The sequence below is a fragment of the Pseudomonas sp. R11-23-07 genome, assembly GCF_003852295.1.
Classification (GTDB): Bacteria; Pseudomonadota; Gammaproteobacteria; order Pseudomonadales; family Pseudomonadaceae; genus Aquipseudomonas.
In genome coordinates this window covers 2,943,468-2,965,956 of record NZ_CP027761.1, presented here as the reverse complement: position 1 = coordinate 2,965,956, position 22,489 = coordinate 2,943,468, and the positions used below count along the sequence as shown (strand labels likewise).

Annotated in this window: 19 protein-coding genes; 5 read left to right on the top strand and 14 right to left on the bottom strand. The window is 60.7% G+C overall.

All coding sequences use genetic code 11. The features are described from left to right. Nucleotides 1–18: 18 nt before the first annotated feature. The 4 genes from C4J84_RS13485 to C4J84_RS13470 are packed head-to-tail and all read right to left on the bottom strand — an operon-like array spanning nucleotide 19 to nucleotide 5,090. A complete protein-coding gene (locus C4J84_RS13485; protein WP_124367184.1) occupies nucleotides 19–969 on the bottom strand; it encodes an aldo/keto reductase in 951 nt (316 codons plus the stop codon). A gap of 30 nt (nucleotides 970–999) precedes the next feature. Next, complete coding sequence (locus tag C4J84_RS13480; RefSeq protein ID WP_124367183.1) at nucleotides 1,000–2,454, bottom strand: efflux transporter outer membrane subunit; 1,455 nt, start codon at nucleotides 2,452–2,454, stop codon at nucleotides 1,000–1,002. 18 nt (nucleotides 2,455–2,472) lie between these two features. Beyond that, entirely contained in the window at nucleotides 2,473–3,972 is a 1,500-nt protein-coding gene (locus C4J84_RS13475; RefSeq protein ID WP_124370836.1) for a DHA2 family efflux MFS transporter permease subunit, read from the bottom strand. Further along, the gene (locus C4J84_RS13470) at nucleotides 3,969–5,090 is read right to left on the bottom strand and encodes an HlyD family secretion protein (protein ID WP_124367181.1); all 1,122 of its coding nucleotides are present in this window, start codon (nucleotides 5,088–5,090) and stop codon (nucleotides 3,969–3,971) included. The genes C4J84_RS13475 and C4J84_RS13470 overlap by 4 nt, the downstream gene beginning before the upstream one ends. Before the next feature lie 250 nt (nucleotides 5,091–5,340). Here C4J84_RS13470 and C4J84_RS13465 point away from each other — a divergent pair, with 250 nt between their 5' ends. The 3 genes from C4J84_RS13465 (at nucleotide 5,341) to C4J84_RS13455 (ending at nucleotide 6,797) form a co-directional block, all read left to right on the top strand. Continuing rightward, nucleotides 5,341–5,967 carry a TetR/AcrR family transcriptional regulator gene (locus C4J84_RS13465; protein WP_124370835.1) on the top strand — a complete coding sequence of 209 codons (627 nt, stop codon included), beginning with the start codon at nucleotides 5,341–5,343 and terminating at the stop codon, nucleotides 5,965–5,967. Further along, entirely contained in the window at nucleotides 5,960–6,469 is a 510-nt protein-coding gene (gene mug, locus C4J84_RS13460; RefSeq protein ID WP_124370834.1) for a G/U mismatch-specific DNA glycosylase, read from the top strand. Before C4J84_RS13465 ends, mug begins: the two co-directional genes overlap by 8 nt. Before the next feature lie 130 nt (nucleotides 6,470–6,599). Beyond that, complete coding sequence (locus tag C4J84_RS13455; protein ID WP_124363016.1) at nucleotides 6,600–6,797, top strand: hypothetical protein; 198 nt, start codon at nucleotides 6,600–6,602, stop codon at nucleotides 6,795–6,797. Nucleotides 6,798–6,830: 33 nt separating this feature from the next. On the opposite strand, the gene C4J84_RS13450 is transcribed toward C4J84_RS13455, so the two are convergent. Next, entirely contained in the window at nucleotides 6,831–7,088 is a 258-nt protein-coding gene (locus C4J84_RS13450; protein ID WP_124370833.1) for a hypothetical protein, read from the bottom strand. Nucleotides 7,089–7,302: 214 nt separating this feature from the next. Between C4J84_RS13450 and C4J84_RS13445 the strand changes: the two genes are divergently transcribed. Further along, the gene (locus C4J84_RS13445; protein ID WP_124370832.1) at nucleotides 7,303–7,911 is read left to right on the top strand and encodes a LysE family translocator; all 609 of its coding nucleotides are present in this window, start codon (nucleotides 7,303–7,305) and stop codon (nucleotides 7,909–7,911) included. Between the two features lie 7 nt (nucleotides 7,912–7,918). Here C4J84_RS13445 and C4J84_RS13440 read toward each other — a convergent pair whose 3' ends face one another. Beyond that, complete coding sequence (locus C4J84_RS13440; protein ID WP_124370831.1) at nucleotides 7,919–8,173, bottom strand: hypothetical protein; 255 nt, start codon at nucleotides 8,171–8,173, stop codon at nucleotides 7,919–7,921. 101 nt (nucleotides 8,174–8,274) lie between these two features. On the opposite strand from C4J84_RS13440, the gene C4J84_RS13435 reads away from it, so the two are divergent. Beyond that, the gene (locus tag C4J84_RS13435; protein WP_124368974.1) at nucleotides 8,275–9,258 is read left to right on the top strand and encodes a GlxA family transcriptional regulator; all 984 of its coding nucleotides are present in this window, start codon (nucleotides 8,275–8,277) and stop codon (nucleotides 9,256–9,258) included. Here the strand turns inward: C4J84_RS13435 and C4J84_RS13430 are convergent. From C4J84_RS13430 to C4J84_RS13395, 8 genes are all read right to left on the bottom strand, one after another. Beyond that, entirely contained in the window at nucleotides 9,251–11,185 is a 1,935-nt protein-coding gene (locus C4J84_RS13430) for an avidin/streptavidin family protein (protein ID WP_124370830.1), read from the bottom strand. The genes C4J84_RS13435 and C4J84_RS13430 overlap by 8 nt on opposite strands. A 127-nt stretch (nucleotides 11,186–11,312) precedes the next feature. Further along, nucleotides 11,313–12,635, bottom strand: a complete 1,323-nt coding sequence (locus tag C4J84_RS13425; protein ID WP_124435530.1) for an MFS transporter — start codon at nucleotides 12,633–12,635, stop codon at nucleotides 11,313–11,315. A gap of 20 nt (nucleotides 12,636–12,655) precedes the next feature. Continuing rightward, nucleotides 12,656–13,477: an aspartate/glutamate racemase family protein gene (locus C4J84_RS13420; RefSeq protein ID WP_124370828.1), complete on the bottom strand. Its 822-nt coding sequence runs from the start codon at nucleotides 13,475–13,477 to the stop codon at nucleotides 12,656–12,658. A gap of 31 nt (nucleotides 13,478–13,508) precedes the next feature. Beyond that, entirely contained in the window at nucleotides 13,509–14,255 is a 747-nt protein-coding gene (locus C4J84_RS13415) for a hypothetical protein (RefSeq protein WP_256681351.1), read from the bottom strand. 208 nt (nucleotides 14,256–14,463) lie between these two features. After that, a complete protein-coding gene (locus C4J84_RS13410; RefSeq protein ID WP_124370826.1) occupies nucleotides 14,464–16,122 on the bottom strand; it encodes a hydantoinase B/oxoprolinase family protein in 1,659 nt (552 codons plus the stop codon). Between the two features lie 12 nt (nucleotides 16,123–16,134). Beyond that, entirely contained in the window at nucleotides 16,135–18,213 is a 2,079-nt protein-coding gene (locus C4J84_RS13405) for a hydantoinase/oxoprolinase family protein (RefSeq protein WP_256679870.1), read from the bottom strand. Between the two features lie 167 nt (nucleotides 18,214–18,380). After that, entirely contained in the window at nucleotides 18,381–21,008 is a 2,628-nt protein-coding gene (locus C4J84_RS13400; protein ID WP_256681350.1) for a LuxR C-terminal-related transcriptional regulator, read from the bottom strand. A 221-nt stretch (nucleotides 21,009–21,229) separates the two neighbouring features. Beyond that, nucleotides 21,230–22,489 carry an FAD-binding oxidoreductase gene (locus C4J84_RS13395; RefSeq protein ID WP_124370825.1) on the bottom strand — a complete coding sequence of 420 codons (1,260 nt, stop codon included), beginning with the start codon at nucleotides 22,487–22,489 and terminating at the stop codon, nucleotides 21,230–21,232.

Below are 22,489 nucleotides of genomic sequence, written 5' to 3'. Positions count from 1 at the left end.
CGCCGTCCCTGTCGCGTACTAGTGTTTGCGCGGGATGAAACCCGGAACCCCCGTCTCGACCACCGAGTTGAAGCGTATGCGCGTGGTGATCTCTTCGCGAATTTCCTGCATGGCCCTATGGGGCAGGGTGGTGATGTTGAAGTTTTCGCGGATATGGCTCGGTGTCGCCGAGGTGGTCAGGAACGCGGCGCCGCGCTGTACCGCCCAAGCCAGCAATACTTGGGCCGGCGTGCGATGCAAATGCCGGGCGATACTGGTAATCACCTCGTCTTCCAACACGTTCGGCTCCATGCCATGCCCGAGTGGGGCAAAGGCGAGGACGACGATTCCATGCTGTTTGCAGAATTCCAGCAGTTCCCATTCCGGCAGGTAAGGGTGGGATTCGACCTGCACCACGGCAGGCTTGATCCGCGCCTGGGCGACAAGCTCCTTCAGCGCTTGGAGCGTGATATCGGACAGGCCGATAGATCCGCAACGGCCTTCATCCACCAGTTGCTCGAGCGCCCGCCAGGTGTCGATCAGCTTCACGTCGTTGTCGTAGAGGACATGACCGAACGCATCGCGTGGGTCCTGATCGTCACCTGCCTTGAATGCGAAGGGCGTGTGGATCAGATAGCAATCGATGTAGTCCACCTGAAGCCGACGGCAACTGGCCTCGAACGCAGGCAATACGCGCTCGGGACGGTGGTTGGTGTTCCACAGCTTGGTGGTGATGAACAGGTCTTCGCGCCGCGCCTTGCCCGTGTCCATGAAGGCTTTGAAGGCAACGCCTACACGTTCTTCGTTGCGATACCGCTCGGCGCAATCAAAATGGCGGAACCCGGTTTCCAGCGCGTGGGTGACCGCCTCGGTGGTGACGCTGAGGTCTTTGAACAGGGTGCCGAAACCGACGGCGGGCATTTTGCCCGTGCCGTGATTCAGCGCAAATGTTGTAGCGCGCAGTTCATCGTGAAACGCTTCGTAGGACATGTCATTACTCCAATATCGAGGCCGCAGCCTCTACTGATAGGCACGTTGTGGGGCTTGGTGGCGAGCAATCCGTTGCTCACCGACGCCGACGGTGTTGCCGCCGAGGGCGACAAACAGCTGCACGATGTCGAGGTACTGCGCGGTCTTCGCGCGGACATGGCCCAGCAACGACTGTTGATAGGCGCGCTCGGCTTCCAATACCTGGAGGATGCTGGTTTCACCCAGGGCGTAGGCTTGCTGGTTCAGCCCCAGGCTGGTTTGCGCCGCTTGCAGGGCCTCTTCTTGGGCGCGCAACTCTTCGGCGTCATGGTTGATCGCTTGCAGCGTGTCCGCGACCTGGCCGAACGAGCTGATGACGGTCTGCTGATAGCCGGCCAGCGCCGCGTTGTAGCCTTCAATCGCTGCCTGCTGCTCGGCCTTGAGGCTGCCGCCATTGAAGATCGGCCCGGCGACGCCCGCCGCGAAACCCCAGAGCGCAGCAGCGCCATTGCCTGACGCCGCCTGGGCGAACGAGGCGGACAACGTCACCCGTGGATACAAATTGGCGGTGGCCACGCCGACAGCGGCGCTGGCAATGTGCAGCCCGGCCTCGGCCTGGCGTACGTCCGGGCGGTTGTGCGCCATTTCCGAGGGCAGGCTCACCGGCACGTTTGATGGCAAGGTGAATTCATCGAGATGGAAGTCCGGCGCGATCCAGTCAGCCGGTCCCTTGCCGGCCAGGATCGACAGCGCATGGCCGGCCGCCTGCCGTTGCTGGGCCAGCGGTGGCAGCAGGGTGCGGTCCTGGGCCAGACGCGTTTCGGCCAACGACACGTCGATTCGCGTGGCACTGCCGTTGAGACGGGCCGCGCGCACCAGTTCGAGGTTTTTGCTGTCATTGGCCAGCAGTTTTTCCACGGCCAGGATTTGCGCATTGGCCGAGGCCACCCGCAAGGCCTGACTGGCGACTTCGCCGGTCAGGGTCAGGTACGCCGCTTCGAAACGATGCCGTTGCAGCTCGGTAAACGCTTGCCGCTGTTCGACCAGCCGTTGATTGCCGCCGAACACATCCAGATCAAAACCGACCCTAGGCCCGACCGCGTAGATATTGGCGGTCGAAGGTGCCTGGGCGTTGTGCACGCGCTGGCGACCCGCCGTGGCGCCGAAGTCGGCTTGCGGGTACAGCGCACCTTGTGCCGCTGCCACGGCTTGAGACGCCTGGCGAAGGGTTGCGTCGGCAGCAACCAGTTCAAGGTTGCCATCAATGGCACGGCGCATTACCTGGTCCAGCTTGGCTGAGCGCAAGGCAGACCACCATTGCCCGCTGACTTTTTGACCGAGCGCAATGCGTTGCTGAGCGCCCAGACGTTGTTCGGCCTGCGGGTCGTAATGCTGCGAAGGGCTCGGTTCAGGTGCTTTGAAGTCAGGGCCAACGCTGCAGGCCGAGAGAAAAGCCAGTGCCGACAGTGCCGCGAGTTTCGGTTGGAACAGGTGGATGGATTTCATTGGGCACACTCCACGAAGCTAGTTGGCCGCAGCAGGTTTGCGAAGAAAGAGCATTAGCGGGCACACCACCAGCATGGCCACCATCAGGATCTTGAATTGGTTGACCACAGCGATGAACGCCGCCTGGTGGGTGATCAGGTGGTTGAGCCCTTCAAGCGCCTGCAGCGACAGCGGCGCGCTGCCGAAATGGGCAGCAGCGCGATAGGCCGTCACGTTGCTGGCCAGCGCCGAGTGCATCGCCTGGGTGGTGTTGAAGAAGAAAATCTGCACGATCGCCACGCCGAGAGTGCTGCCGTATACCCGCGACAGATTGAACAGGCCGGTGCCTTCGGCACGCAACGCGGGGTCGAGGGTGCTGAACGCAACCTTGGTCAGCGCCGGCATCAGGATGCCGATGCCGATTCCCTGTATCGCACCGGTTACCGCAACGGGCCAGCCGTCCATCAACGGCGAATAGCCGAGCATCAGCCAGTTGGCATAAATCACCGCTCCCGCGCCTGCCGCCACGAACAGTCGACGGTCGAAGCGCTCAGGCACACGCCCCATCAACAGGAACCCGCCGACCAGGGCGATGCCCCGTGGCAGGGTCAGCGCACCGGTGGTGTCGGGCGGGTAGCCGAGAATCTCATTGAGCATCGGCGACGTCAGGGCCATGGTCGACAGCAGCACAAAACCCACGGCGAAAAAAATGATCGTCGACAGCACGAAATTGCGATCACCCAGTAGACGCTTGTTGAGGAAATGAGCCTTTCTGGTCAATACATGCGCCAGGAACCCATACAGGCCGAGCGCACTGGCCAGCGCCTCGGCCCAGATTTCCGGCGAGTCGAACCAGTCCATGCGCTCGCCACGGTCGAGCAGCATTTGCAGGCTGATCAATGCCAGGGTGAAGGTACCAAAACCAAAGAAGTCGAACGCCGGGGCCTTCGTGGCTTTTTTCTCGGCCAGCAGCAATGCCACGACCAGGAAGATGTAGGCCGACAACGGCAGGCTGACGTAGAAAATCGGGCGCCAGTCGTAATGCTCGGCAATCCAGCCACCGATGGCCGGGCCGCTGACGATGCCCACCAGCACGATGGCCGTCCAGGTTGCGCCGAACTTCAGGCGTTTTTCGGGGGCCAACGTCTCCATGGCAATTGCCATCGACAGGGGCGCCAACACGCCACTGGCCAGGCCCTGGATGACTCGTGCGCCGATGAACGCCAGCGCAGTGCTGGAAACCGTAGCCAGCAGCAAGCCGAGCACAAAGAAGGCCAGCGCGGCTTGATACACCCGCTTCAAGCCAAAACGTGCGGTAAGCCATTGCGCGACCGGCAGGGTGATCGCGCTCGCCGCCAGGTACGCGGTGAAGATCCAGCCCGCCTGGTCGTCGGTCATCGACAGGCTGCCTTGAATCAACCGCAGTACCGCGTTCGGCAACGGCAGGTTCGCCGACTGCATGTAGGTCGCGAGCAGAACGGCCAACCTGAGCGAGCGCGCACTGCTTGCATGCGGGGTTGTCTGAGCATGGGCGTTCATTGCAAGTGACCTGCCGACAGTAACGATTTGAGCGGGTGCCACCATGGCGTGCGATGTCCGGTATCCACCGTGACCGTAGCGCTGGTGCCTGAAAACAGCGGCAGGGCAGGGTCTGCGTCATCCAGTTCAAGGCGAACCGGGACGCGCTGGACCACTTTCACCCAGTTGCCGGTGGCATTTTCCGGCGGCAGCAGGGCGAAGTCCGAACCGGCGCCGGGGCTCATGCTGGTGACGTGGGCCTTGAACACGCGGTCCGGGTAGGTGTCGATGCGGATGGTCGCTTCCTGGCCGGGGCGCATGTGCGTCAGCTGGGTTTCGCGGAAGTTGGCCTCAACCCAGGTTTGGCGGTCGTCAATCAACGCAAAGGCCGGCGCGCCGCTGTCGAGGTGGTTGCCCACCTGAACGTCATCGACCTTGGCAACGATACCGTCAGCCGGCGCGTAAACCGTGGCATACGACAGGTAGAGCTGCGCCTCGTCCAGAATGGCCCTGGCCTCTCGGACGCTGGGGTGAGTGTCGGCTTCGATGTTCGGGTTGCCGTTCAACGCTGAAACGGTGGCGGCGATCTGTTGTTCGATGGACGCGATGCGCTGCAGCGCCACCTTGAGGTCGGTTTCCGAGCGTTCATAAAGGGAACGGGACACGAACTCGGTTGCCACCAACGCTTTCTTGCGGGCAAATTCCTTGCGGTCGAAGCCCGCCGACGCTTTCGCCGACTGCAGTTGCGCCTGTTGCTGGCGATAGCTGGCCTTGAGGCCATCGATGCGCAGCCGTGCGACACCCAGTTGCGCTTCGGCACGATCGATCGCGATCTGCAACGGCTTGGGGTCGATGCGAAACAACGCTTGGCCTTGGGCCACCTTTTGATTGTCGTCAACCATGATTTCCACTACCTGCCCGGAAATACGTGCGTTGATCGTGGCCTTGGCTACCCGGGCGTAGGCGTTATTGGTCGTGATGAAAGGCACGCCGGCCACGTAGTACGCGTAGCCAACGACGGCGAAGAGCGCGGGCACGCCGACCATCAGCCAGGGCCGCACCTTTTCCTTCAAGGAGGTGTTGATGGGCGATGGGGTTTCAAAGGCCTGCGAAGCCGGGAGGTCGATTTGCGTAGTCATGATCGAGTGCACCTTTAACCGGGAAGCCGGGCCTGGCGTCGTCGCCTGGCACCGACAGGAATAACTGCTGTTGGAAAGCAAACCCGCAGGTGGTTGGGAGGGTTGCTCCGCCACCTCTGTTTCGTCGTTGCAACACCCGGTTTGAGCTTCGCGTGAACAAACATGGATCAAGGAATTTGTGATTCCTTGTTTTTGTGCGATGGTGTAAAAATATCCCCACATTCACCTTCCTGCAAGGATTTTGTACGATATGGCACAAAATAAACCGACAGAGGGTAAAGGCCGCGGCCGACCCCGTGCATATGACCCGCAGACAGCGCTGCAACAAGCGCTCGATGTGTTCTGGAGTACCGGCTACTCCGGCGCGTCTCTGGACAGCATCGCCACAGCGGCAGGCATGAATCGCCCGAGCCTTTACGCGGCCTTCGGTGGCAAGCATTCGCTGTACATCAGGGCGCTGGAGCAATATTGGGACGTTGCCGGCGCCGAGATGCAGGCGGCGCTGACGGATAGCAGCCTGACATTGCGTGAGGCGTTGCTGCGTTTCTATGAGGGGCAGTTGTCGATCTACTTTTCGGGCGAAGGTCAGCCGCGTGGCTGCTTCGCGATCGGCACGGCGACCACCGAAGCGGTCGAGGACCCGGAAATTCGCGCGGTGCTGTCGGACCGCCTCGGCCGCCTCGATGCCGACCTGGAAGTGCGCCTGCGAGCGGCCATTGAGTCCGGAGAGTTGAGAGGCGATGTTGACGCCGCAGCGCTGGCGGTACTGGCGTCATCGTTGCTGCACAGCATCTCTATCCGTGCACGGGCGGGTAAACCCCGCAATGAGCTGACCGAGTTGGTACGCAAGGCGGTAAGCGTGATCTGCGGTGAATGAAGGCCTAGAAGACATACTGGCCGAGCAGTTGGCGGTGGTGTTTTGCGGAATCAACCCCGGCATGACCGCTGCCGCTCAAGGGCATCACTTTGCGGGCCGAGGCAATCGCTTCTGGCGCACGCTGCATCTGGCCGGGTTTACGCCTGGGCAAGTGCCTGCGCAAAGTGATCGCACCCTGCTTCAGTACCAGTGCGGACTGACCGCCGTGGTCGAACGGCCAACGGCACGGGCCGATCAATTGTCCAGGCAGGAGTTCATCGCAGCGGCCGTGGCTTTCGAACAGAAGATCGCTCGTTATGCACCGCGCTATGTGGCGTTTCTCGGCAAGGCGGCGTACGCGGCGTTATCCGGGCAGCGCCACGTGGAGTGGGGGCTGCAGAGCAGGACTTTCGGCAATGCCGCCGTGTGGGTCTTGCCCAACCCCAGTGGGCGAAACCTGGCGTTCAGCCTGGAGCAACTGGTGGTGGCCTACCAGCAGCTCAGGCAGGTCGCATGCAACTAAGGACGTGTTTGCGCCGACTCCGGAAACGCTGAGCCGACCACCATTCGTCTAACAGCCGGCACTCTGCCTGCCATGCCGTCTCTGAATATCAAGCGCGGATATCCCGAGCGTTTTTGAACGGAGAGCCAGCATGCACATCAATGAAAATGCCCCAGGAAACCTTTCCCAGCAGGCAGTGACCCGCAGCACGGACAACGAAACCGGGCACGATCCCAAGCGCGACGAAGATGGCATTCCGTTGCCGCCGGACGACGAGGCGCCTCTGGAGGAGGATATGTCCGATGTAGATGCGGCCGATTCGGTGGCGAGTGAACATCCGGATAACTAGTGCAAGTTTCTGAACCCGGCCTGGCGGCTGCCCTCAACCAGCCGCCTCGGCTCTGCTGATCCGCTGCGCTTTGACTTCCTGCGCGTAGGCTTCAATACGTTGCTGCTGGACGGCTAACAGCTCGCATACCTTCTTAAGCATTGGCGCCTGATCACAAGCGTTGTCGGCGGCTGCCAGGGCCGTCAGCTCAACCACCGACCAGCCGATGACAGCGCTGGCATCTTCAAGGTCGTAGAACAATTCCTGCTGCGCGGTCCTGGGGCCGTCCAGATTCTCTATCACCGTGTCCACCGCATTATTCGTAGGCAAAGAAAAGCCCGCGATGGGGGAGCGGGCTAAAAGGTGTTCATGTAGGAGCTGGGTTAACCTTAGGCCTGCGTCTGTGAAAGCTTTGTGAAACCCATGTCATCAAAGTGTATTCCTCGATCCAACACCAGCTGTATGGGGCGATAAACTGCGCACCCCTCTACTGTCGCAGGACATCAACCCGCTTGGATGCCGCGCCATGTTCATGTCCACCAGCCTTCTGTCAGCCTTTGTGCTGTTCGCCTTCGTCTCCTCGATCACGCCGGGCCCCAACAACACCATGTTGCTGGCCTCCGGCGTGAATTTCGGTTTTCGGCGTTCGATGCCTCATGCACTGGGTATCAGTATTGGCTTCATGGTGCTGGTGATTTGCGTGGGGTTGGGCCTGGGCGAAGTGTTCAAGCTGTTCCCTTGGGCGTACACGCTGTTGCGCTATGTCGGTGCTGCTTATCTGCTGTACCTGGCCTGGAAGATCGCCAACGCTGGCGGTATGGCGGACAGCACGGACGAACAGGGCAAGCCGATGACTTTTCTCGGCGCAGCGGCCTTCCAGTGGGTCAACCCCAAGGCGTGGATCATGGCGCTGGGCGCGATCACTACCTACACGCCGGCCGAGGGTTATGTGACCAATGTGCTGGTGATCGCGCTGGTGTTTGCCGTGGTCAACTTGCCCAGTGTGTGCGTGTGGGTCGGCTGCGGCAGCGGCTTGCGCAGCGTATTGCGCGAACCGCGCTGGTTGAAGGTGTTCAACTGGACGATGGCGGGTCTGTTGGTGCTGTCGTTGTATCCGATGCTCGTTGCCGGGTGACAGCGCACTAGACCGGCGAGATGGTCGCCAGCAAGCCGATGCCGATGGTCAGCACCAGAAAACCGAACAGGAAAATAGCCATCTTGGTCATAAGGCCTCCGAAGGGAAGGGGGGCGACAGAAATGTCGGGGTGGCGCCATTGTCCGCTTCGGGCGGTTTTCGATACAGACGCAGATGGCGCGCAAAAAACCGTATCAGATTGCGCCGCAGCGGCTGAACCGGGGGGTTTAAAAGCCCCACGGTTTTTAAAGATCAGCGGCATGGAATGAGACAGGTACCCCATTTGCCCCTAAGATAGCGCCCATTGCATCAACAAGAAGAGTGGGCCAACCCTCGATGGAAAGACGCCAGTTCAGCGGTGGCATGAAGGGCAAGAACCTGCGCTACCTCAATGACAACCCCCGGCAGCCGGCTGCGGTCACCCGCATCGGCTTTTTGTTGCTCGAACACTTCTCCCTGCCTGCCTTCACCCAAACCCTCGACACCCTGGTCACCGCCAACCTGCTGCGCCCCGAGCTGTTCGCGACGCGCACGTTCGGTTGGGACGAGCGTGAGGTCATCAGCGACCTTGGGCTGGTCATCCGCCCCGATGCGCGCCTGGAGCTGGCCGTGCTGGCGGAGTTGGACCTGCTGGTGATCTGTGGTGGATTTCGCACCGAACTCAAGGCCAGTGAAGACTTCATTCAGATCCTGCGCGCCGCCGCCGAACACGGCATCGGGCTTGCCGGTTTGTGGAACGGCTCGTGGTTCCTCGGCCGCGCCGGGTTGTTGCAGGGCTACCGCTGCGCCATCCACCCGGAGCATCGCCCGGCACTGGCGGAGGTGTCCAAGGCCGCGCAGGTGACCAGCGAGCCCTATGTAATCGACCGTGATCGCCTGACCGCTTCCAGCCCGTCGGGCGCCTTCCATATGGCCCTGGACTGGATCAAGAGCCTGCACGGCAAGGCGCTGGTCGAAGGCATCGAAGACATCCTCGCCTTCGAAGAGTCGCGCTATCGGCGTATCAAACCGACCGAAAACGTCTGCGTCAGCGCACCGCTACGCGAAGTGGTCAAATTGATGGACGCCAACCTCGAAGAACCTCTGGAACTCGACCAGCTCGCCGTCTACGCCGGCCGCTCGCGCCGCCAGCTGGAGCGCCTGTTCAAGGAACAACTGGGCACCACGCCGCAACGCTATTACATGGAATTGCGCGTCACCGAAGCGCGGCGCCTGTTGCAGCACACCGAGCTGTCGCAAGTCGACGTGCTGGTGGCGTGCGGGTTCGTGTCGCCGAGTCATTTCAGCAAGTGTTACAGCGCGTATTTCGGCTACAGGCCATCGAAAGAAAAAAGGTTGGTCAAGTAGCGCGGGTGAACTGCATGGCTGAGAGTTTGGTGGCGAGGTACGCATGGTCGGGAGCGATTGATGAACTGGCCAAAACCTGCAGATGCAACGCGTCGCTCTTCAAATCCAGAATCCCGCTCAGGCTGGAAACTGCTGAGTCTTGCGTAGTGGCGACGGTGATGCTGACTGACTGCAAGGTGAGTTTGCTGGCCAGCGCATGGATGTCGGTAAAGCCGGAAATTTCAGTGGCTATGCTTGAGTGGATGCTGGTGAAGTGGCCGTGAACGCTTCCAAAGCGCTGCTGGCTATCACTGCGCACACTCAGTACCAACGATGTGCCATCAGCGGCGTTCCATCTGCCTGCCAGGGCGTTTTCAACCGGCAGCCATTCTGAGGGGGCAACCGGCGCATGACGCAGTGACGGTTCAGCGCGATGATAAATCAGCTTGTCGACATAGGTACCACAGCTCGCAAGCTCAGGGAAATCGCCACTGGCAACCAACAGGTGGGAAAGGGTCAGCACATCACCCTCGGGCGAGACGCTCAATTGGCCACTGAGTCCCGAGGTCCAGTTCCAGCTGGGATCGGGCTTTTCATTACCTAGATCGTGCCATTCAATGGCTAATGCGACTGGCTGACTCTTGGTACGGGTTGCGCCTGGCCCCGCTGAATATCCGGTGATCCGGTACTCGCCCGTCGAGCCGGTCGAGGAACGATACGACCCGTGGATGTTGTGTCCCGATACCGCCAGGCTCATGACTGATCCATAGTCGTTTTTCCAGATGCCCGCCACCGAAGTCGTTTTAGCCATAGGGCCTGGGAGGGTGACTTTATGGTTGAGTACCGCTCGCGCTCCAGGTACGAAGCGTTTCGAAGAGGATCGCGTAATGATCTGCGGGCCGTCGGGCCGATTGAACAACCAAACACCTACGGGCGCCAACGAATAGACCTCGCGATCACATTTGACCACCTGATACTCATACACGGTGTAGCAGTGCTCCATCACCAGCGACCCGACCAACACCAGGTCAGTCATGCCCAACGGTGCGAACTGAGGCAGCCTTTGGCCTTTTTGCGGACCTTCCTCGATCAGGCAGTTATAAAGGTCTGCGCCTAAGGTTATTTCTCCATCGGTGAACCCGAGCACGATATCTGGGTGCTCCCCCTGTGCAATAAGCGCCAATGTTTGACGCATAAGTGAATCGTCGCCCTTGAATTGTGAAGAGCCGGAATCGAGTGCGAATTGAATGTCCCTCGCCAATAAGTGCGAGCCGACCGAATAGGATTCCAGCGCTGTTGACCAGATGTATTCCACTCCGGGCAACTTGTTATAGACGGACCAAGGTAAAAACAGATGGGGCCCTTGGGTTTTTGACGGATCGACGGCGCCCATTTGGCAAGTGCCGTTGCGCGACCGGCTGTTCCAATCAAACGTCACGTAGGGACAGGTAGGGGCCAGTTGACCTTCACGCATCAATGATTGAAGTACAAACGAGTTGCGGTTTTCCAGGTAGGCACTGCTGCACGGCAGGCCCAGACCACCGTCCCAGTCCAGCTGTTTGAATTGCTCTCCCTCGTAGGCGGCCGTTAAGAACAACTGGATATCCACGAGGTCGTCGCTGGGAACGGCCAATACGTCGCTGGCGGCCTCGACCTGCATCGTGCCCCAGGGTCCGAAGCTGTAGGGGCGTCGCAGGCAATCGGTAAAGGCGAAGGTGCTGGACGCCGCGAAATCGAAACGGCCACCGGAAAAGTGCACGCACTGGTCGGCAGGGCACAGTGTCGAGGTAATCCAATTCATATTCGTACCCGTGTCAATCGCGAACCTGAGCGGTTGAGCAGGGGTGCCAAGTTTCAGGGTGCAGAACCAGGGTGAAGCGCCGTTGTTTTGATAAGCCCCGCGCTGCATGGGCACTACCAGGCGGGTTGGGGGGTGTTGATTATCCATGGGAACTCCGTTTCCAAGGGGGGAAGGATTGTTGGGTGTGGCGGCTGTCATTCAGCCTGGTTTTGAAGTGGGGCACAGTCAGCGCAGAGTCCTGCGACGCGTCGGATTCTGCGCTGACCAGGTGACTTCAACGTAATGCCTTGCCCTCGGTTTCGGGCATGAACGCGGTGAGAACCACCGTGACCACCAGGAACGCGTTGATGATCGTGGTCGTCTGGTTGAACGACGAACCGTATGCGATCAGCGCACCAATCAGCGAGGGCGCCAGTACGTTCGCCATGCGTTGCGCGAAAATCGCCCAGCCGTAGCTCACTGTACGCAATGATGTCGGGTACAGCTCACCGATCCACGCGCCCCATACGCCCCATGCCCCCAGGCTGAAGAATGCCAAGGCGAAGTTGCTCAGGTAGAGCATTTCCAGGCTGGTGGAATTGGCAAAACCGTAGCCGGCCAGGACGGAGGCGCTGATAAAACCCACGATGATTTTCTTGCGCCCGAAACGTCCTGTCAGGTACGACGCGGTCATGTAGCCGGGGATCATGCAGAGCGCCGACAGCGCAATGAAACCGTAGCTTTGCGGCAGGTTGAGGCCACGTTGTTGCAGCAACGTGGGGAGCCACGTCTGTAAGCCCCAGTAGCCCCAGGAGAAGGTGAAGTTGACGGTGATCTGCAGCAGGCTGATGCCGAGCAAGCCGCCCTTGAACAATTCCCGGTGCAGGCCCGAGGTACTGCGGTCAACCTGCAATACACATTCATCATCGAGCTTCACTGTGCCCCGGCTCAAGGCATTGATCGACGCCCGGGCTTCCTGTTGTCGACCCACCGAGGCCAGCCAGTAAGGCGACTCCGGAACCCAGCGCGCGACCGCAATGGCCCAGAGCCCACCGAGCGAGCTCAAGATGATGATCGCTCGCCATCCTTGGGGCAGCAACCAGACCGTCGCGCCGAGGGCCAGCAGCATGCCGATGGGCCAGCCGGACGCGAGATACACGGTCAGTGCACCTCGATGGCGTATCGGCAACAGCTCCTGGAAATGCGCAAAGGTCACCACCATCATGCCCACCGCCGCAATGCCCGACAGCAAGCGCAAGGCGTACAGCGTCGAGTAGTCAGGCGAAAATGCGCTGGCCAGCGAAACCACCCCATACGAGGCCAGGCTCCAGATAATTGCGCGTTTACGGCCAATGCGTTCAGCGAGCCTGCCCCACGCCAGCGCGCCGAGCAGCATGCCGATGAACATCGCGCCGATCAGGTTGCCTACGGCAAGCGCATCCAGGGAAAACTCTTCTGCAATCAGCGGCGCGGTGTAGACGATGATCATCATCTCCCAGGCTTCGATCGCAAATACCAGGAACAGGACAAGGCAGCATCGCAGATGCGTGCGTGTCAGGGGGACGTCTTTGAACACATCGCCCACGTTGGGGGCGAGCGTCGACGGTATCTCACTCATGGTGACGATCCTCTTTAGTGTCAGGCTTCAACGCGGTTGCCGATCGGGGCGGGGCCCTGAAAGAGTCCGAACCGTGCGATTTCGGCTTCAGGCGGCGGTTCACAACTGCCGACCCGACTGGGCCGCCATCCAAACCGGCGCTTCATTCCTGCCATGGATTCCGCGACCTTGAAGGCAGCGACGACGGGGTCTATCACCGGTACGCCCACTTCTCGTTGTACCTGCTCGAAAAAACCGAACTCGATGGTGCAACCGAGGATGACGGCCTCGGCGCCGTCTTCCTGTACCGCGCGATGGGCTTGCTCGATAATCTTGCGTCGCGTCAGGGCAGGGTCACGCTGGAATTCATCCACACCCATGTCCAACGATCGCATTGACGCCAGTCGATTGCCTGCGCCGTAGCCGCTCACTCGCGTACGCATCTGTTCGATCCATTTGGTCCGGCCGACAATCACCGAAAACCGATTGGCCAGGTGCTCCATGACTTGCAGGCTCGCCTGGCACGGCCCGACTACCAGGGTTTCACCTGATATTTCACGGGCATCTTCCAGTGCCGGATCGTAGAAGCAGCCCAGTACCAGCGCATCCACGCCCGACGGCTCGCAGTCACGGGCAATGCGCACGATGCGCTCATAGGTGAGTGCCTCATAGGCACGATATTCCAGGTGTGTCGGGCTGGGATTCATGTCAAACGACACCACCTCGATCCGCGTGGAGGGTTGTTTGATGCTATGTAGCAATTGCGCAATGGGTGTGTCGAACGTCGAGCAGCCAATCGGGTTGAGCCAGCGTACGGTCACGGGTACGTCTTGCGCGGGGTTGTTCGAACTTGAACTGTCCATAGGGTCTTCCTCTCTCGGTGGGCTGATGGCACTAGAAAAACTTCACCAGAGCCATGGTCAAACTATTGGAATAGGGCAGGTTATCGCTGTGGTAGTAGTCAAAATTCAGGTTGGCGGACAGGTAGAACTTCTGTTTGCTGAAACCTGTGTAGGTCATCGCCGGACCGATCTTGCCTTGCCGGGACTCCTTGAAGTCCGATGCCGAGCGGTTGTTGATGTGGTAGGCGTGATGCACCCCGAGCCAGAGGTCGTCCGTCACCGCATACCCGGCGGCGATATTGGCCAGCCAGTAACTGACGCCACCGCGCAGTTGGCTCGGGTTGCCGTCGCCGAGGTCGGTGGCGTGTCGATTGCGTGCCGCGTAGTGGATGCCGGCGGGGGTGACCGTGGCGGCAAAGCGGCCCATGCGAACGTAGAAGGGAAGGCTGAAGCTGGCGCCATAACGGTTGGCAAAAGCGCCATAACCCGTTCCTTGATCATTGCCGTTGGGAAACTCAAGGGAGAGCGTCGGATTGACCCAGAAGGTGGTGTAGTCATCCGAACCATAAGCGCTGGTGGGCTCAAGCACGTTGTAGTAATAAGCCAGGCCCAGGTTCGGTGATGCGACGCTCCATGAATCATCGTTGCGGGTGCCATTGGTGCTGGTATACCCCGTATCGGCGCCCACCCAGAATTGCAATTGGTCACGCTGCGTTCCCGTAACGCCGGTTTCCGAAAAGTACGCCAGAACGGTATTGCTGCCGGCGCGAACGTCGCCTTTTGCGGTGCGGTTGAACACTGGAAACGATTCCAGGGCCCACGTCCCGGGTAGGCCTGGTTGAGCAAATCCAATGAACTGATCGCCCCGAGCTGCTGGGCTGATTGCTAAAACCAAGGCAAGGATGGGCCCTACCCATAAACGCGATGAGTATTGCGGTTTCATAGTGCTGCTCTCTTTTTTGTTGTTGTTCTTGAGGTCTGCGCGGGAGGTCAGTCTCTCCCAGGGATCACGTCACCAGGCCGTACACCTGCCGCGCCGTGGCGGCGTCGACATAGCCGTTTTTAAGGTCGTCGCGTACTGCGTCCGGATCACGTTGGCTGGCAGGGCCGTATCCACCACCGGCTCCAGTGCGCACTCTGACCAGGTCCCCGGCGCTCAGGGCGATGCCACTGGCCATGCAATAGCGTTCGCTGTCACCGTTCGTGCGGACGACTTCGACGTAATTGGGCGTGCCTTCGGCCCCCTGTTCCAGGCCCCAGGGCGGAATGACCGAGCGCGTATAGCCGCAAGTCAGGAAGCTGCCGTCGGCACGAATGCGGTAGTCAATGCACACACCGCGCCCGCCGCGAAACTGCCCATGCCCGCCGGGTTCATCATTGAGTGTCATACGTTCGACATACAGCCCATAGCGGGCCTCACAGACCTCAACCGGACAGTTGTAAGTTTCGCCATGTAATCCGGAGTAAACAGCGTTATTGCCGTCGCGCCCTGGTTCGGCGCCCCAACCGCCGATTTCCGGTTCGACAAGGGTGAACGTGCGGCCGGAGTCCGGGTGCACGCCGCCAATGATCGTGGCGCACACCGAGGCAAAGTTTCCGGCGGGCAGCCGGTCGGGGAAGTGTTGCGCCAGGCAACACAGGATCAAGTCATGCACGCGAATCAGGTTTTCGAAATAGAAGCCTTCAGCGGCAGGCGGCAATGCGTCGAACAGCGACCCGGGGCGGGTCAATACCCGGAGCGGGCGAAACGTGCCGCCATTGGTGATGCCTTGCGGGGCGGTCAACGCCTTGAAGGCCATCTGTGCCGCGACCACAGTACCGTCACGGCTGAGGTTGGTCGGGCCCAGGCATTGGTCGGGATTATCCCGAAGGTCAATCACCAATTCGGTGTTGCGTATATCGATACGCACCTTGAACAGACTGCCGTCGTCTTGCAGTTCTTCCAGGTTCAATTGCCCGGCGGGCAACGCGGCAAGGGCTCTGAGCGAAACTTTTTCGCCAAGGTCCATGAAGTCTTGCATGGCCAGTAGAAACAGCGTGCTGCCGTACTTGCTCACCAACTCTCGCAATCGCGTGGCCCCGCCGCGCACCGCAGCCACCCCCGCCCACAAGTCGCCTTCCATGAAGTCCGGCATTCGCGTGTTGGCGTGCAGGATCTGCAACACCGAGCGAATCGGTTGCCCTCGGCTGATCAACTTGACCGATGCCAGGCGCAAGCCCTCCTGGAAAATATCCGTGGCATCCGTGGACAGTGATCCGGGGACTCGGCCGCCGACATCATTCCAGTGCGCGATGTTGGCGGTCCAGGCGACCAGTTGACCGTCTGCGAACACAGGCATCGCCAGCACCACATCATTGAGGTGGGTGACCGCGCCGTCATGTGGGTCGTTGCTGATGAAAACGTCACCATCTTCGATGTCTTGAGGCAAAGGGTGATGCAGCAGGATTTTCTTGACTGCTTTGTCCAGCACACCGACAAACGCCGGGATACCCGCGCCGGAACTGGCGATTTCGCCTTGGGCGTCGGTAATCCCGGTGCCCATGTCCAACACTTCGTAGATCACCGGGCTCATTGCGGCTTTGCGCATGACGGTGAACATTTCGTCCGCGATCGCCTGGAGTGAGTTTTGAATGATGTCGCGAGTGAAAATATCGAGACTACTCATGGCAGTGCTCCCTTAGCCGTTGATCATGATGTGCAGGTTGCCGAGGCGGTCTACGTGCACGCGGTTGCCGGGGTGAACCACTACGGTGGTGCCCGCGTCCTCGACGATGGCCGGCCCGAAAAATGTCATCAGGGGTTCGAGCAGGCTGTAGTCGTAAAGGCTGGCCTCATGAATGCCTTCCTGGGCGTAATCCACCAGGCGCTGGCCTTTGCAGGCTTCGCTGACCCGGCGGCCGGTAATCGGCAGTGCATGGGGCGTCAACTTGTCAATCTGGCCAACGGCGACGATGTGAAAACCGATGATTTCCAAAGGTGCCTGCAGACGATAGGTGTAGTGCTGTTCGTAAAGGTCATGGAAGCGTTGCTCGATCGCCGCCCAATCGATGTGCAGGGACTCAAGCGAGTTGAGGGGGACCTCGACGGAATGTTCCTGGTTCTGATAGCGCAGCTTGCACAGAACCTGGAGTTCGACCTGTTGCGGATGGATCGCTTCAGTGACGAACTGCTCGCGGGCGCGGCCTGTCAGCTCATCGAGGAACTGCTGTGTCTGCGCAAGACTGCCGTCTTGTGTGGTATCCACGAAGCGGTTGATAAACAGGTCCCGCCGCAGGTCCGAGAGCGTCATGCCCCAGGCGGAGAAGACCGACGCGCTGCGTGGAACGATCACTTTCTCCACGCCCAGTTCTTGCGCAAGCGCGACAGCGTGCATGGCACCGCCGCCGCCGAACGCCATCAGCGTCAATTCTCGTGGGTCATGGCCACGGCTCAAGGACACGAGCTTCAAGGCGTTGACCATATTATCGTTGGCCAGGCGCACGATGCCCCGGGCCACTTCAGCGGTCGGCAGTTGCAAGCGTTGCCCAAGGTCATTCAGGCCGCGGGTTACAGCCGGCAGGTCGGCAACTATGCTGCCGCCACAAAAGTAATCCGGGTTGATGCGCCCGAGCACCAGGTTGGCGTCGGTGGTGGTGATCATGGTGCCACCGTTGCCATAAGCGGCCGGGCCCGGTACGGCGCCGGCAGAGAGGGGGCCGACGTGCAGCTTGTCGAAATCGTCGACCCAGGCAATTGACCCGCCACCGTTGCCGATCTCGACCAGGTCGACCACTGGCACCATGATGGGATAGCCCGCATTGATTCGATTGCGCTCGATCCAGTAGTCGGTTTTTATCGATACCTGGCCGTTGCGAATCAACGCACATTTAGCGGTAGTGCCGCCAATATCTAGGCCCAATATATTGGGCTCGTCGATTAATTTTCCCAGTTCGGCCGCAGCCCAAAAACCACTTGCAGGGCCCGACTCGACCATGGTGATCGGCGTTTCCCGTGCATGCTCCACGCTATCGACGCCGCAGTTGGACTGCATGATGTACAAGGGTGCTTTATATCCGCCCTCGCGCAATCCGTCGGCGAGGTCATCGAGATAACGCGCAGCGATAGGTTGTATGTACGCACAGAGTGCGGTGGTACTTGAGCGCTCATACTCACGCCATTCGCGGGTGATCTGATGGGACGCTACGACCGATACGGTCGGCCAAAGCCTGCGGACTTCGCGCAACAGTGCCTGCTCATGCGCCGGGTTGGCATAAGCGTGCAGCAGGCAGATCGCAATGGCTTGCACCTTGTCGGCACGAAACGCTTCAAGGATTTCAGGCAGTTGCGAGAGGTCGAGCGGCTCGCGTTCCTGGCCCGAGGTGCCTAGGCGGCCGGCAACCTCGCGGCGCAAATAGCGCGGCACGAAAGGCGCCGGCTTGACCCATTTAAGGTTGAAATAGTCGGGGCGATTGGCCCGGGCGATCTCCAGTACGTCACGGAAACCCTGGGTCGTGATCAGGGCTGTCTTGACACCCCGGCGCTCGGTGAGGGCATTGATGACAACCGTGGTGCCGTGTGCCAGGAAATCCACGGTGTCGAGGTCGACGTTGGCTTTGCGAATCACGTTGAGCACCCCGTCGGCGAAGTTCGGCGCGGTGGTATCGACTTTGGCGGTACGAATTGTCTGTTCGCCAGTGATCGAATCGCTCTCGAAATACACAAGGTCAGTGAAGGTTCCACCGACATCGGTGGCCACACGCACTGTTTTGCCGTTCATACCCATAGGGAGTCTCCTGTTGTCTTTATTGTTTTCGCAGCCAGGAGAACGCCTCTCGCTGGTGTTGATAAAAGACTAGGGGCGCGGCTGGGGAGACGGCTACACGGGTGGCGGGTAGGGCGTGATGCACAGGGCAGGTCGACTACCCGTCCGGGTAGGTTGGTGGGTCAATCAAGTGCGGCAACGAGGCCCAGGCGCAACGCTGCAGCCACAGCCGCTGTGCGGCTTTCTACATTGAGCTTGGTGAATACGTGTTTGAGATGGAACTTCACGGTGTTCTCGGAAATAGCCATGGCCTGGGCGATCGCCTTGTTCGATTGCCCTTCGGCAAGCAGGATCAGAATCCGGGTTTCCTTGGCGCTGAATGAGGAGCGTGGGCGAATAGGGTGCGCGCGCCATCCCCTTATGCGTGTGATAACTGCCTGCTGGTTGGCGCGGGTGGTGGGGCTCGCTTCCAGTGCAGTGAGTAAGCATGGGCCGGCCTCCAGCAGCAGCCCTGGCAACACATACGCTGGAATGGACGCCAGGACTGCATCCTGGCTGACGGCGTGGCCCTTTGCGTAGCCTGCGAGTGTCAGTAGTTGCAGGCGCCAGGCGGGCAATTGCAAGCCTTTGTCCTGCAGAGCCTTGGCCCCGGCTCGTAAACCATTGAGCGCGACGCCGGATGCGCCTGTCGCGAAGTTAAGCCTGGCCAACGCCAGCGTGGCGGCCTCCTGGTTGCGCCAGTCGTCCGGGCTCGCTGCCGCCTTTTCCAATTGGGCCGCCAGCGCCTCTTGGCGCGCCTGGGTCAATGAACCACTCTGTACCAGCGCATCGACTCGCCAGGTACGCACCAACCGGGCCAGGCGTTGCCAGTTGCGCGAGGCCGCCAATTGACTGGCGTGCTCAAGCTCCAGCAAGGCCGGTTGCAAGCCCAGGTTTCTCAACGCTATACGCCATGCGACTTCCGCAGTGACGGCTGCGATATCCAGCCAGCCATCCGTGTGCTCCAGCGACACCCAGCCATCGCGAAACCAGGGCGTTGCCTCGGTCCATAAGCCCTGCCAGTACAGATGCTGTGCCTTGAGGCAGCCCACTAGCGCTCGTACAGAACTTTCGCTGCCGAACTCCCTGTCGGCCATTGCCAACGTTTCATCGACCGTCCTGGCTGACACACGCACATCGCCCGCGATGGCCAGCACCTGTGCTTCATGCACCCTGCAATAGTGTTCGCCGCGCAAGCTGGCGACCAGGCGCATCTTCAGGTGCGCCGCGCGGATGGTCTCCAAAGCCTGCGGCAACTGCCCCTCCACTAACGCTTGCAGTGCATGCACACACGCGAGCGTAGCCTGTGCCAGCGAGCCGTCGCTTACGATGTCTGTGCAGGGATGGCGCTCAAATTGATCCACGTAGGCGTTGGCCAGTGTCTGGATTACGTGAAAGTCGCGTGCCAGGCGCGGAGCGTCCTTGATCCGACGTCGGGCTTCATCAAGCCATTGAGCAGCGAGGGCGTAGTCGCCGAGTTTGGCGTGCAAGTAGGCCTGGAGCAGGAGCAGATCGGGTTCTGTCCTGCGGGTATGTTCTTCGAACAAGTGCAGCAGGCTTTGGGCGTAGCGAATGCCGTGGTACAGCACCACCTCCCAGCCCCCTGCACGCACCAGCAAGTCGACCGCCAGCCGTGTGTCGCATGCGCCCAATGCGTGGGCGATTGCCGCTGCCCAGTGTCGTTCTTCAGCGAACCATTGCGCCGCCGCGTAATGGATAGTGCGCGCCGCCTCGGCATCGATGCTTTGCTTGAGAAAGTCCCGCAGCAGGCGATGGTGACGAAACCACTGGCGCTTGGCGTCCAGTGGCACGAGGAGGGCGTCCAGATGGGCCATCTGCATCAATAACCGTGCGCTGTCACTGCGCCCGCGCACAGCGTTGGCCAGTTCGGCATTGAAGCGTTCCAGCAGTGCCATGTCACGCAGGAGGTCCTGACATTCAGGCGACAGTCGTTGGACTACTTGCCCTGTCAGGTAGTCGGTCATGTCGGTAATGCGCCCGCTAAAATCCGCCAGGCCATACATGGATGTATCACCCTCGGCGCGCCACAGACGGGCCAGTTGCACAGCCACCGGCCACCCTTCGGTTATTTCATGAACATGTTGAAGTTCGCGAGGCGCAACCTCGGCCCCCAGGATTTCGCCGGTCTCGGCCATTGTCAGTTTCAGTGCCTGGGCGGACACCTCATGCACCCAGCCATGGGCCTTCCACTGTGCCAAGGGCCAATCCGGACGTATCCGCGCGGACACTACCCATTCCAGCCAAGGCGCGGCCTGTTCGAGCAGGGCCTGCACAAGGGGGTCAAGATCACGATTTGCAGCGGCGTGATAGTCATCGACAAACAATGTGATCTGGCGGTTCGCCCTGGCCAGTGCGTGAAGCAGGGCGGTCAGCGTGCGCTTGGGCTGTGCATCCAGTGATTGGTTGTGCGCCAGGCGTGGCAAGTGACCCAGATCGAACCCGGCGCGGTCCAGGGTAAGGATCAAATAAGACAGGAAACGATTAGGGTCCGCGTCAGCTTCGTCCAATGACAACCAGGCTACGGATGCCGGTGGAGTGCTCGCCAGCAACGCTTGTCGCCATTGCATCAAGAGTGTCGTCTTGCCGTATCCGGCCGGTGCGACCACCAACACCAACGTGCCTTTGGTGCGCATACGCAAAGTGTCGAGTAAGGCTGTGCGTGGCAAGGTTGTCAGTAACGTCAGGGGCGGCGTCAGTTTGCCCACCCAGCACCAGGCGCTGATCGAGTCGTTAGAGGACGGGGTTTTCACGGCGTTGTTCTCGTGGAGAGGGGCCCGCCTATGGTTTTATCAGCAACGTTTCCAGCGCACGGGTTGAATTATTGCTTGATGTTTAAACGTGCCGTTTAGGGGGCCAACGCCAGAGCGCGTGTGACCTTCATCCGCCCGCTAAGCCTTGTTTTTAAGCTGCGGCGGAGGCTTCAACGGCTCTTTGTAGGGATTCTCCTGGTTTTTCGTAAGTTGCTGCCGTATCAAAATCGCCCGAGGCGATAGGGCGCAATAAAGGATGTGTCGCGCTGTTCCACATCAGCTGCTGCCAACCGCCCAACCAGCTCTGCCGTCACCGCCGCCTGAGTCAACCCCAAATGCTGATGACCGAACGCAAGCAACACCTTGCCATCGCACACCCGATCAATGATCGGCAATGAGTCGGGCAGCGACGGCCGGAAACCCATCCATGGCGTGGCTTCGTCAGCATTCAACGGCTGGCGGAACAGCCCGTTGGCCAAGCGATGCAACTGCCACGCCCGCTGCATGTTCGCCGGGCGTTGCAGGCCGGCGAATTCGACGGTGCCGGCCAGGCGCAGGCCGCCGGGCATGGGGGTCATGATGAATTTGCGCTCCAGCGAGGTGACGGCGAAGGGCAGGCGCGCGTGTTCGTGGGGCAGCATCAGGTGATAGCCGCGCTCGGTGTCCAGCGGCACGCGTTTGCCGGTGAGTGCGGCGGTCAGCGCCGCCGAGTGGGCGCCGCAGGCGATCAGGACCTGGCGCGCCGTGACTGCGCCTTGGTCGGTCAGCAGTGACACGCCGCTGCCGTCCACGCGGGCGTCCAGCACGCGCTGCTGCAGGAAGTCCACGCCCAGGGCCTTGGCCGCGTCTACCAGGGCGCCAACCACCGTGTACGGGTCGAGAAAATGCCCCGTAGCGGGGAAAAACAAGCCGCCCTGTATGGCCTCGCTCAACTGCGGCGCCGCCGCGTGCACCGCTTCAGCCGACCAGAACGCCACCGGCACGCCTTGCGCCATCATGCGTTGCTGCAAGGCATCCAGCGCTGCGCGGGATTCGGCGCGCTCATACACCAGCAGCGAACCGTCTTCGCGTAATAACTGAGGTTGCCCGATGGACTGCAACAAGCGCTGCCACGCGCCGAGGCTGGCTTCGTTCAATGCACGAATGCCGGCAACGCTGCGCTGGTAGGGGGCCGGTCGCAGGTTCAGCAGCAAGCGGATAAACCAGGGCAGGCCGCGGGGCAGGTAGGTCCAGTCCAGGCGCAGCGGGCCCGTGGGGTCCAGCAGCATGGCCGGCAAGCGCTTGAGGATCGACAGGTCGGCGATGGGAAACACCTGCTCGGTCGCCAGGTGCCCGGCATTGCCATAGGAGGCGCCCAGGCCGGGCGCCTGCGCGTCGATCACCCGCACCTGGCGCCCTTGTCGCGCCAGTTGCACGGCACAGGCGAGGCCGATGATGCCGGCGCCGACCACGACGATATCCGCTGAGTTGGGCTTGGCCAT